Source organism: Streptomyces sp. CNH189 (genome assembly GCF_000527195.1).
In genome coordinates this window covers 75,050-86,712 of record NZ_AZUS01000023.1, presented here as the reverse complement: position 1 = coordinate 86,712, position 11,663 = coordinate 75,050, and the positions used below count along the sequence as shown (strand labels likewise).

General features: G+C 76.3%; 11 protein-coding genes. 8 read left to right on the top strand and 3 right to left on the bottom strand.

Annotation, left to right across the window (positions count from 1 at the left end; all coding sequences use genetic code 11):
* The first annotated feature begins 136 nt into the window (after positions 1-136).
* The 7 genes from B100_RS0127550 (at position 137) to B100_RS0127520 (ending at position 5,903) form a co-directional block, all read left to right on the top strand.
* Positions 137-961, top strand: a complete 825-nt coding sequence (locus tag B100_RS0127550) for a restriction endonuclease (RefSeq protein ID WP_024887628.1) — start codon at positions 137-139, stop codon at positions 959-961.
* Positions 962-997: 36 nt separating this feature from the next.
* A complete protein-coding gene (locus B100_RS0127545) occupies positions 998-1,264 on the top strand; it encodes a hypothetical protein (protein ID WP_024887627.1) in 267 nt (88 codons plus the stop codon).
* 97 nt (positions 1,265-1,361) lie between these two features.
* Positions 1,362-2,231 (top strand): oxygenase MpaB family protein, encoded by an 870-nt coding sequence (locus tag B100_RS0127540; protein WP_024887626.1) that lies wholly within the window; start codon positions 1,362-1,364, stop codon positions 2,229-2,231.
* 116 nt (positions 2,232-2,347) lie between these two features.
* A complete protein-coding gene (locus tag B100_RS0127535; protein WP_024887625.1) occupies positions 2,348-2,851 on the top strand; it encodes an SRPBCC family protein in 504 nt (167 codons plus the stop codon).
* Complete coding sequence (locus tag B100_RS0127530; RefSeq protein WP_024887624.1) at positions 2,844-4,487, top strand: phytoene desaturase family protein; 1,644 nt, start codon at positions 2,844-2,846, stop codon at positions 4,485-4,487. The genes B100_RS0127535 and B100_RS0127530 overlap by 8 nt, the downstream gene beginning before the upstream one ends.
* Before the next feature lie 40 nt (positions 4,488-4,527).
* Positions 4,528-5,022: a hypothetical protein gene (locus B100_RS0127525; protein ID WP_024887623.1), complete on the top strand. Its 495-nt coding sequence runs from the start codon at positions 4,528-4,530 to the stop codon at positions 5,020-5,022.
* Positions 5,019-5,903 (top strand): SDR family oxidoreductase, encoded by an 885-nt coding sequence (locus tag B100_RS0127520; RefSeq protein WP_024887622.1) that lies wholly within the window; start codon positions 5,019-5,021, stop codon positions 5,901-5,903. Before B100_RS0127525 ends, B100_RS0127520 begins: the two co-directional genes overlap by 4 nt.
* A gap of 618 nt (positions 5,904-6,521) precedes the next feature.
* On the opposite strand, the gene B100_RS0127515 is transcribed toward B100_RS0127520, so the two are convergent.
* The 3 genes from B100_RS0127515 to B100_RS0127505 are packed head-to-tail and all read right to left on the bottom strand — an operon-like array spanning position 6,522 to position 10,091.
* On the bottom strand, positions 6,522-7,547 hold the full coding sequence (locus B100_RS0127515; RefSeq protein WP_024887621.1) for a Rieske (2Fe-2S) protein: 1,026 nt from the start codon (positions 7,545-7,547) through the stop codon (positions 6,522-6,524).
* Entirely contained in the window at positions 7,547-8,563 is a 1,017-nt protein-coding gene (locus B100_RS0127510; protein ID WP_024887620.1) for a phytoene/squalene synthase family protein, read from the bottom strand. The genes B100_RS0127515 and B100_RS0127510 overlap by 1 nt, the downstream gene beginning before the upstream one ends.
* Positions 8,550-10,091 carry a phytoene desaturase gene (locus tag B100_RS0127505; protein ID WP_024887619.1) on the bottom strand — a complete coding sequence of 514 codons (1,542 nt, stop codon included), beginning with the start codon at positions 10,089-10,091 and terminating at the stop codon, positions 8,550-8,552. Before B100_RS0127505 ends, B100_RS0127510 begins: the two co-directional genes overlap by 14 nt.
* A gap of 340 nt (positions 10,092-10,431) precedes the next feature.
* Between B100_RS0127505 and B100_RS0127500 the strand changes: the two genes are divergently transcribed.
* On the top strand, positions 10,432-11,625 hold the full coding sequence (locus B100_RS0127500) for a lycopene cyclase family protein (RefSeq protein WP_024887618.1): 1,194 nt from the start codon (positions 10,432-10,434) through the stop codon (positions 11,623-11,625).
* Positions 11,626-11,663: the final 38 nt, after the last annotated feature.

Below are 11,663 nucleotides of genomic sequence, written 5' to 3'. Positions count from 1 at the left end.
TTCCCCCAGGAAGCACCCCGGCCGCATCGCCCCCGGTGAGCGCGCCGATCCCGGGCACACGGCGTACGTGATCTTCGGCGTCCCCGGCCACCCGGGGGCGCCGGTGTCCGGCTCGCGACAGAGAGGAATCACCACGGTGACCATGCCCGAGCGTCGTACCCGTCCGGTGCGCCCCGGCCGGCGCTTCGATCTGCGTTCCACCGCCATGTTCTTCGGCCTGCTCGCCGCGGCACTGGTCATCGGGGGGCTCGCGGTGCGCGGGCTGGCCGGGGTGGTGCAGCGGCGCCCGGTGTGGGCGGTCGTCCTGCTCTGCGTGGCGCTCGCCGTCGTCCTGGCCCGCGGCCGCAGGAGGCGGCGGCTCTCGGCGGCGCGGCTCGCCCGGCAGGCGGGGGACGCGCTGGCCCGGGGCACCTCCACCGCGCTCGACGCCCTGGACACCCCGGCGCCGGCCGCCCTCACCATCCCCGCCCAGGCCGGCCCGTACGAGGACGAGGCGCGGTACCCGGGCGAGCTGCCGCCCGACGAGGTCACCTCGCCGCTGCCCGTCTCCCAGGGCATCGACCACGAGGCCCTCACCCCCGACGAGTTCGAGGCCGCCACCGCGGAGCTGTGCGCCCGGGACGGCTGCACCCGGGTGCAGGTGGTGGGTGGCGCGGGGGACCTGGGCGCCGACGTGACGGCGCTGACCCCCGACGGCCGCCGCCTCGTCGTCCAGTGCAAGCGCTACGGCGAGGACAACAAGGTCGGCTCGCAGGACCTCCAGCGCTTCGGCGGCACCTGCTTCACCGTCCACGAGGCGGACGTCGCCGTCGTCGTCACCACCGGTGAGTACACCGTCCCGGCACTGGAGTACGCCGAGCAGTGCGGCATCGTCTGCGTGGACGGCGACGGCCTGCTCGCCTGGAGCCAGGGCCGGGCGCTCGCGCCGTGGGCGGCGGTGCCGCGGGAGGAGCCGGCGTAGCGGGCCGTTGTCAGTGGCGGATGCCACCCTGCCGGTATGGACGAGCTGGAGTTCCTGCGCGGCAGGGTGTACGGAGCGGACCACGACGACCCCGGCCCGCGCGACGGACGGGCGTACGCGGAGCTGTCCGGCGGCCCGCTGGACGGCCTGCTGCTGGACGTCACCGACCACGGCCCCGCGGAGCGGCGGCACGGCGTGGGCCTGCCCACCGAGATAGGCCGCTACGGCCCGGGCGGCCGCGCGGTGTACGCGCCCCGCTCGGCCGGCGACCGGGTGTACGAGTGGCGGGGCGACGTCCCCTGACCGTCCCCTCGCGGGTACGGAGGGGGCCACCGGGGCAGACGTAGCGGTAGGACACCGGCCGGTCGTCGTCGCCGACGAAAGGGAGGTGCGGCAGGCCATGAAACCCCTCACCGACAGCGGCTCGGCGCTGCGCGGCCGGATCGGCCAGGCGATCTTCTCCCGGGTGGCCGGACCGGACGGCCCCGACAACCGCGCCCGTATCCACGGCACACCGGGCCCCCGCTGGTTCGGCCCCGAGCGACCGGTCCGCCAGGTGCACGGCGACGCGTCGATGTTCATCGGCGGACTGTCCGCCCTGCTGCTCCAGTCGCTCCACCCGCTGGCCATGGCCGCCGTCGCCGGGCACTCCGGCTTCCGCGGCGACCCGTGGGGCCGGCTCCAGCGCACCAGCACCTTCCTCGCCGTCACCACCTACGGCACCGCCGACAGCGCCCAGCGGGCCGTCGACCGGGTGCGCGCCGTCCACGACACGGTCCGCGGCACCGCCGCCGACGGCCGCGCCTACGTGGCCTCCGACCCGCACCTGCTGTGCTGGGTGCACGTCGCCGAGGTCGACATGTTCCTGCGCGCCCACCAGCGCTACGGCGCCCACCCGCTCGACGACGACGGCTGCGACGCCTACGTCGCCGACATGGCGCGCATCGCCACCGCCCTCGGCGTCCCCGACCCACCCGTGGACCGCGCCCAGCTCGCCGAACGGCTGGCCGCCTACCGGGACGAGCTGCACGCCACCCCGGAGGCCCTGTCCACCGCCCGGTTCCTGCTGCTCGACCCGCCCGTGCCGTTGCTCGCCCGGATACCCTACGGCGTCCTCGCCGCGAACGCCGTGTCCCTGCTGCCGCCCTGGGCGTCCCGCGCGCTGCGGGTGCCCCGCATGCCCGCCGAGGGCCTGTGCGTCCGCCCGCTCGGCACGGCCGTCACCGCCGGCATCCGCTGGGCACTGGCTCCCACCCGCCCCGCCGCCTGACCCGTCCGGCGGGCACTTCCGGTTGACGCCGGGCAGACGGGGCACTCAGTGCTGACCGGCGGCGCTCAGGGAGACGTCCGTGCCGACCGGGGGCGTTCAGGACACGGGAGGCAACAGTGGCGGTTCGTCATCGTCTGATCCGTACCGACCCACGGTCCGTGTGGGCCGTGCTGGAGGACGGCACCCGCTACGCGGACTGGGTGGTGGGCACGTCCGAGTCGAAGCCGGTGCGCGGACACTGGCCGCAGCTCGGCTCCGCGATCGGCTACGAGGTGCGCATCGGCCCGCTGAAGCTGCACAACGAGACCGTCGTCCGGCGCTGCATCCCCGGCGAGGTGCTGGAACTGGAGGCCAAGGCCGGGCCGATGGGCACCGCCCGCATCGCCATCGAGGTGCAGCCCTGGGGCGACCAGTGCCTCGTCAAGGTGGACGAACACCCCCTGCGCGGGGCGGGCGGCCTCGTGCACAACGTGGCCGTCGAGGCGATCATCCAGATCCGCCACCGCGCCATGCTCGCCCGGCTGGCGCACCTCGTCGAGGCGGAGGCCGCCGAGGCGGAGGAGCACCGGCCGCTCGGCCAGGTCGTGGCGGAGCCCGAGACGGGAGACGCCCGTGGCTGACGCCGTCGTCATCGGCGCCGGGCCCAACGGCCTCGTCGCGGCGAACCTGCTGGCCGACGCCGGCTGGAGCGTGCAGGTACTGGAGGAACAGCCCGTACCCGGCGGCGCCGTCCGCCACGACCACGGTGTCCACCCGGACTTCGCCAGCGACCTGTTCAGCTCCTTCTACCCGCTCGCCGCCGCCTCCCCGGTGGTGTCCGGACTGCACCTGGAACGGTACGGGCTGCGCTGGAGCCACGCCCCGCACGTCGTCGCGCACCCGCTGACCGACGGCCGCTGCGCCGTCCTGGACCGGAGCGTCGGCGTCACCGCCGCCTCCCTGGACGCCTTCGCGCCCGGCGACGGCGACGCCTGGCGACGGCTGCACGCCATGTGGGAGAGCCTGCGCCCCGACCTGCTGGACGCCCTGTTCACGCCCTTCCCGCCGGTCCGCTCCGGACTGCGGCTCGCCGTACGGCTGCGCGGCACCGGCGGGCTGCGCATGGCCCGCACCCTGGTGCTGCCGGTGCGCCGCATGGCGGAGGAGGAGTTCCGCGGCGAAGGCGGCGGGCTGCTGCTCGCGGGCAACGCCCTCCACGCCGACCTGGCACCCGAGGCCGCCGGCAGCGGCGGCTTCGGCTGGCTGATGTCCATGCTCGGACAGACGTACGGCTTCCCCGTGCCGGTGGGCGGCGCCGGAGCCCTGACCGACGCCCTGGTGCAGCGCCTGGAGGCACGCGGCGGCGTGCTGCGCTGCGGGCGGCGCGTGGAGCGTGTCGTCGTGCGCGGCGGACGGGCGGTCGCCGTGCGCCTCGACGACGGCGAGACGGTCGCCGCCCGGCGCGCCGTCCTCGCCGACGTGGCCGTGCCCGCCCTCTACGGCGACCTCGTCGCCCCCGAGGACCTGCCGCACCAGATGCTGTCCGACCTGGAGCGCTTCCAGTGGGACTTCGCCACCTTCAAGGTCGACTGGGCCCTCGACGGCCCCGTCCCCTGGCAGTGCGGACAGGCCGCGGGCGCCGGCACCGTCCACCTCGCCGACGGCCTCGACGAGCTCACCCGCTTCGCCGCGCAGCTCGCCACGCGCCACGTCCCCGACCGGCCGTTCTCCCTGTTCGGCCAGATGACCACCTCCGACCCCACCCGCTCCCCGCAGGGCACCGAGTCCGCCTGGGCCTACACCCACGTTCCGCACCGTGTCGTCGGCGACGCGGGCGACGACGGACTCACCGGCTCCTGGGACAAGGACGAGCAGGAACGCATGGCCGACCGGGTGGAACAACAGGTGGAACGCTTCGCCCCCGGCTTCCGCGACCGCGTCAAGGCCCGGCGGATCCTCGCCCCGCCCACGCTCCAGTCCCTGGACCGCAACCTCCACGGGGGCGCCATCAACGGCGGCACCGCCAACATGCACCAGCAGCTGTTCTTCCGCCCGGCCCCCGGCACCGGGCGGCCCGAGACTCCCGTCAAGGGTCTCTATCTGGCGTCCGCCGGCGCCCACCCGGGCGGCGGTGTGCACGGCGCTCCGGGCGCCAACGCGGCCCGCAGCGCGCTGCGCCGGTCGTTCGCCCCCGGCCTCGCCGGGGCCCAGCGGCTGCTGGCCCACCGCGACCGCACCGGGAGCCGGCAACCGAACCGCGGCGGGCAGCGGCCCTGAGGCCGCCGTACGACCATCGACCACAGAAGGAGGCGAGACGATGAGCGGACACGACGACGGACGGCGCGACGGCCCCGACCAGGAGCACCTGCGCCCCGAGGGCGTCAGCGACGAGACGGTGGAGGCGCTCGGATCCCTGTCGAAGGCCCTGGAGACCACCGAGCGGGCCCGGGGGCACCTGTACAGCTTCCACCAGCTCACCGGCACCGCCGACCTGGAACTGGACAGGGCGGTCGACCTGCTGCACAAGGCCGGGCACGGGGACTGGGCGGAGACCGTACGGACCCAGGTGCTGGGACGCAACGTGATCCCCGGCCACTGGACGTTCCAGATCGTCGAGGCCTACGACCGCACCTACTACCAGCCGTTCCGGGAGCTGGAACAGGCCGCCGTGGAGGAACTGGCCGACGGCCGCGACCACCTCTTCGAGGCGGAGATGAAGGAGGCCCGCAGGACCGCCGGGCACCCTCACCACACGGCCCGCCCGGACACCGACCCACAGGTGACCGGCGGGAAGGGCGGGGACGACGGATGAGCGGCGGCCCGCTGCGCGGACGTACCGCCGTGGTCACCGGGGCCGCGCGCGGCATCGGCGCCGCCCTGGCCCGCGAACTCTCCGGCCGCGGCATGCGCGTGGCGCTGCTCGGCCACGAGGGCGACCGGCTGAGCGAACTCGCGGACGCGCTGCCCGGCCCGGCCCTCGCCTGCGAGGTCGACGTCACCGACGACGCGGCGCTGGCGCGTGCGGCGGAGGCGGTCCGTGCGGGACTCGGGACGCCGTCCGTCGTCGTCGCCAACGCCGCCGTGGCGGACGGCGGGCTGTTCGCCGACTCCGACCCGGCCCGGTGGCGGCGGATCATCGACGTCAATCTCACCGGCAGCGCGGCGACCGCCCGCACCTTCCTGCCGGACCTGACGGCGACCAAGGGCTACCACCTCCAGATCGCCTCCCTGGCCGCGATCGGCGCCGCCCCGATGATGAGCGCGTACTGCGCCTCCAAGGCGGGGGCGGAGGCCTTCGCCCACTCCCTGCGCGCGGAGGTCGCCCACCTGGGCGTCGCCGTGGGCCTCGGCTACCTGACGTGGATCGGCACCGACCTGATCCACGACGCCGACCGCCACACCGTGATGCGGGAGCTGCGCGGGCACATGCCCTGGCCGGTGCGGAACGTGTACCCGGTCGACCGGGCCGCCGCCCGCCTCGCCTCGGGCGTCGAACGGCGCAGCACGGCCGTCTACTTCCCCCGCTGGCTGCGGCTGGGCCAGCCGGTCCGGGCCGCGATGCCGTCCGTGGTCACCAGGGCGACCCGCTACTACCTGCCCCGCCTGCAGTCCCGCGAGCCGCTGCCCCCCACGGACCTCCTGGGCGGAGGAGGCCGGGCGGACACGAGGGCGACGGCCGGACCGGCGCCGTGACACCGTCCACGGCACCGTCCCGCTGTCCCGCACACGGCCATCACGCCGCCGACCGAGTGGCGGCCGGCCAGCCGCTTCGCGACTCTTCGCGGCCACCGGCGGCCCGGTGGGGGAGCCCATGCGGGACGCACGCGGTCCGACACTCGGCTGACGGCCGTCAGGCCGGGAGCCGTCCGGCGGCTGTCCGGACGGCCGGCGACCCGGCCGGGCCGGAGACCGCTACGACCCGCGTCAGGCCTGGGCCGGACACCAGGCTGGGCGCTGCTTGGGCCCGATGTCCGCCGGATCCGGGCGGTTGCGGCCCCGGTGTGCCGGTACCGGAGCGGTGCCCCCCGGCGCCGGATCGGCGGCGCTGACGACTGCGGCCGGCTCGCGGGCGTCTGGCGTGGGGGTCGGCAGTTACGGCGGCCGCGGTCGCCGGGCGCGCGTCCCGTCGGGTTCCTCCTGTGCCCGCGATGCGCTGCGTCACCGCGCGGCACAGGCGCTTCCCTCGACCGGGCTCGGACAGCGGTGTCGTCAGCGCGGACGTTGGACGGGGTGCCGGCCGGGGAGGGGCGCCACCCGGGCGTGAGCCTCGACGGGGGCAGCGCCCCCGCCCGGGGGCATCGGGCGGGCTTCTCAGGCTCCCGGGAAGCGGCCCGTCGAGCGGAGTGCCCAGCGGCGTTCCGCGTAGGCGAGGTCGTCCCGCCAGAGGCGGGCGGAGGCGGTCCGGACGAGGGGGCGCAGGAGCGGGGCGGCGGCGCGGGCCAGGGCGAAGCCGCGGCGGTCCGAGGCCGCCACCACCGCCTCGATCACCGCGGTGCGCGGCCTGCCCGACGCGTCCGACCCCAGGGGAGTGGCGTGCGTCTCGACGACCGACCCGACCCCCTCGCCCTCGGTGATGCGCATGACGACCGTGCGCGGCTCCGGAGCCGTGAACACCGCCCGTACCGGCACCACCAGACGGCCCGCCACCTTGAAGGACACGTCCACGGCGAAGGCGTCCTCGCCCGCATCCCCGGACCCGTCCGGTCCGTCCGGCGCGTCGGCCACCGTGAGGTCGACGAACGAGTACGGATGGAACCAGGCCCCGTGCCAGGGGTCCAGCCGGTTCGCCACGACGTCCTCGGGCTCGCAGACGCCCACCCCGGCGTACACCGCCGTCAGGGCACGGGCCGGCACCGGCCGGCGCGGCACCACCGGTGCGTCGAGCGGCTCCTCGCCGCCCACCGCGTCCAGCCGTACCCACACCAGCACCCCGTCGTCGTACGCCGGGAAGGGGTCCCAGCCCGCGAACGGGCCGCCGTTCAGGGAGAGTCCGTGCCAGTGGCACACGAGCGTGCCGCAGCGCACCGGGCTGTCCCGCAGCGGCGCCCCCAGGTGCGGGCAGATGCCCGGCCCGGCCACCACACCGCGGCCCGCGTCCCGCCAGACCACCACCTCCTGCCCGGCGACGGTCCGGCCCAGCGGGCGGTCGCCGCCGACGTCGCGGGAGGCGCCCACGACGTACCAGTTGCCCGAGGGGCGCGCCTGCGCCCGTTTCAGCGCCCCGGCGATGACGGCGGGCCTGGCGTCCCGCCAGGTGGGGTGCTGCCGCTCCCAGGCCACCGCGTCGCGGCGCAGTGACAGCGGCAGCCGCCCGCGTCGGCGTCCGTTCCCGGCCATCACGCGACCTCCTCGACCATCCGCGGGGCCGCCGGTTCCGCCGCCGTCAGCGGAGGACCGCCGGGCTCCCGGGCGGAGGCACCGCGCGCCTTCAGCCGGGCGGCGGCCACCCGTGCCAGCCCATCCGCGGCGACCACGGCGCGCCGCCGGCGCGGCACCACGGCCCGCCGGTGCAGCACCGCGTACCCGTCCTGCGCCACCGCGTCCAGGATCCCGCCGTACAGCACGAAGGCGGTGCGGATGCAGGGGCGGGACACCGATTCGAGCATCGCGAGGCCCGGTGCCGCCTGCCGGTACACGCCTCGCGTCAGCGCCTCGAACGCGCGCAGCGCGGAGGTGATGCGCGGGTCGCGGCGTCCGGTGTCCCGGCTCCACCGCAGCAGTTCCCGGTCGGCGCCGTGCGCGGCGAGCAGGTCGGCCGGCAGGTACACCCGCCCCCGGTCCAGGTCCTCGCCCACGTCCCGCAGGAAGTTGGTCAGCTGGAAGGCGACACCGAGGGCCGCCGCGTGCGGCGCCGCCGTCCCGCGGTCGGTGACCGTGCCGAGGACCGGCAGCATCTGGAGCCCGATCACCGCGGCCGAGCCGTGCATGTACCGGCGCAGGGCCGCGTAGTCGGCGTAGTCGGTGACCACCAGGTCGGAGCGCATGGCGGTCATGAAGTCGGCGAAGTGACCGTGGTCGATGCCATACCGCCGCGCCGTGTCGGCGAGCGCCCGCACCACTGGTTCGGCGCTGTCGCCGTCCCGCAGTCCCTTCTCCAGCTCGGCCTCCAGCACGGCCAGTTCGGCGTCGCGGCGGGCGGTGTCCGCGCCCGTGCCCAGCGCGTCGACGATGTCGTCCGCCCAGCGGGCGAAGCCGTACAGGGCGTGCACGGCGGGCCGCCGCTCCACCGGCAGCAGCCGGGTGGCCAGGAAGTACGTCCTGCCGTGCCGGGCGTTGAGCCGGCGGCAGTGGCGGTACGCCTCGCGCAGCGCCGGATCGGTGACGCCGGCCGCGTCCAGTTCACGGTCGGTCATACGGGCCTCCTGTGCGGAAGTGGGGGGAGACGCGCCCGGCGGAGCCGCCGGCGCCGGTGACGCGCGCCGCGGCCAGCTTCCCGGACAGCAGCACGGTGGGCACGCCGACGCCGGGTGTGGTGCCGCAGCCGGCGAGCACCGCGTTCTCGGCGGAGCGCACCAGATTGCGGGGCCGGAACGGACCCGTCTGGGCGAAGGTGTGCGCCGTGGCGAACGGCGTACCGGCCGCGTGCCCCTGCGCGGCCCAGTCGGCGGGCGTGACCACGCGCTCCGCCTCGATCGCGGAGGCCAGCCCGGCCAGGCCGCGCTCCTCCAGCGTCCGCAGCACCGCATCCCGGTAGCGCGGCGTGAGATCCGCCCAGTCGGCCGCGCCGGGCCCGATGTCGGTGTTCGGGCACGGCGCCAGGACGTAGTGCAGATGGCGCCCCGGCGGCGCGAGCGAGGGGTCGGTGGCGGTGGGCCGGGTGATCAGCAGCGACGGGTCGCTCATCAGCCGGCCGGCGCGGGTCAGCTCGTCGAACGTGCCGCGCCAGGCCTGCCCGAAGGAGATGGTGTGGTGGGCCAGTTCGGGCCACGTCCGGTCGGTGCCGAGGTGCAGCACCACCGCCGACGGCGAGTGCCTCAGCCGCACCGGCCGCCGCGGCGCCCCGCCGAGCAGCCGGTACGTGACGGGCAGGTCGGGGGTGAGGACCACCGCGTCGCAGGGGATCCGCTCGTCGTCCGTGACCACCGCGGTGACCCGGCCGCCGGAGCGCTCCAGCCGGGTCACCTCCCGCCCGAGCCGCAGGTCGGCGCCCGCGTCGGCGGCGGCGTCCGCCATCGCCCGCGGCAGCGCGTGCATGCCGCCGCGCGGGAAGTACACGCCGGCGACCGTGTCCATGTAGGCGATCACCGCGTACGCGGCCAGCGCCCGCGCCGGGGGGACGCCCGCGTACAGGGCCTGGAAGGAGAACACCCGGCGCAGCCGCTCGTCCTTCAGGAAGCTCCCGATGCGCGCGTCCAGCCGGCCGAAACCGCCGAGCGCCGCCAGCCGGACCAGGTCCGGGTGCAGCAGACCCAGCGGCGAGTCGAAGTTGGCGTCGATGAACCGGCGCATCTGCGCCCGGTACAGCCGCTCCAGCCACTCCCGCATCCGCAGGTAGCCCGCCGCCTCCCGCGCCCCGGCGAACCGCTCCACCTCCGCGGCCATCGGCTCCGCCCGGGTGTGCACGTCGAGGCTGCTGCCGTCGGCGAACCGGGCCCGGTAGGCCGGGTGCAGCGGCACCAGCTCCACCCGCTTGCGCAGACTGTCGCCGACGGCGGCGAACGGCTCGTCCGCCAGGTCGGGCATGGTCAGCACGGTGGGCCCGGTGTCGATCCGGTACCCGTCGAGGTCCAGGCGCCCGGCGCGCCCGCCCGGCAGTTCGTCCCGCTCGACGACGGTGACGCGCCGGCCGGCGCCCAGCAGGTGCAGTGCCGCCGACAGACCGGCGAGACCGGCCCCCACGACGACGACGTGGTCCGTGCGCCCGGGAACGGTACGGGTCACCGGCCGGCCCCCGCTCCGGTCGCGCGCCCGGACGGCTCGCCGCACCCCGCCGTACGCCCGTACGGTGGCCGTGCCGTCACACGACCGGACCGCACCCGGACGGTGTATCCCGGCGGGTGGGCCGGGCGCGGCGCACGCGACCCGTCCGTCGCGCGGTGTCTCTTGGCCCCTGTGGGGAGCATCCGGTGTCTTCCTCTCGTCGGCACGCACATCGCTCCGGTACGCCGGACGACCGGCGCATGCCTTCCCGATCGCGCCCGTCGTCTCACGCCCGAGTGACCCGGATCCGACCGGGCACACGGACGGAACAACTGGTCGAACGCAGGAGGGAGGTGACGCCGTGCTGCAGGCGGACGTCGCGATCGTCGGGGCGGGTGCGGCGGGGCTGTCCCTCGCCCACCGGCTGGCCGGCCCCGGCAGCGGCGGCAGGGGGCCGTCCGTCGCCCTCGTGGACGCACCGCCCGGCCCGCTGCGGCCGCCCCGCCGCACCTGGTGCTTCTGGGAGGCCGGCCCCGGCCGCTTCGACGCCGCCGTCACCGCGTCCTGGCGGCACCTGAGGGTCCGCGACCCCTCGGACGCGGTCATCGACGGGGACATCGCGCCGCTGCGCTACAAGATGATCCGCTCCGACGACTTCGAACACCTCGTCGACCGCGACCTGGCGGACCGTGAGGACGTACGGCGTGTGGAGGGGACCGTCGACACGGTGGAGGACGTGCCCGGGGGAGCGGTGGTCCGGCTGCGGGACGGCGCCGGGCACGCCCGCGCCGTACGCGCCCGCTGGGTGTTCGACTCGCGCCCGCCGGGCAGCCTGCCGGCCGCCCGCACCACGCTGCTGCAGCACTTCCACGGCTGGTTCGTGCGCACCGCCCGGCCCGCCTTCGATCCCGGTACCGCCGAACTGATGGACTTCCGCACCCCACAGCCCGCCGACGGCCTGTCGTTCGGCTACGTCCTGCCCTTCGGCCGGCACGACGCCCTGGTGGAGTACACGGAGTTCTCTCCCCGCCCCCTCACCCCCGACGCCTACGACGCGGCCGTACGGCACTACACCGAGGACGTCCTCCGCCTCGGCGACCTGGAGGTGCTGTCCACCGAGACCGGCGTCATCCCGATGACCGACGCGGTGATGCCCCGGCAGACCGGCCAGTCCGTGTTCCGCATCGGCGCCGCCGGCGGCGCCACCCGCCCGTCCACCGGCTACACCTTCGCCGGCCTGCAGCGCCAGACCCGGGCCGTCGCCGCCGCCCTGCGCGCGGGCCGGCGCCCGATGCCGCCGCCCGCCCACTCGGCCCGCTCCCGGGCCATGGACGCCGTCCTGCTGCGCGCCCTGGCCGGTGGCCGGGCCGACGGGCCCGCCCTGTTCTGCCGCCTGTTCGACCGTGTCCCCATGCGCCGGCTGCTGCGGTTCCTCGACGGCCGCACCCGGCTGCACGAGGACCTCGCCGTCGGCCTGCACGCGCCGGTCGGGCCGATGCTCCGCTCCGCGCTGGAACTGCCCCGCCTGCCCCGCCGCCCCTACGAGGGTCCCTGACCGCCCGTCGCCCCCATGACGGCCCCGACCGCCCGCCC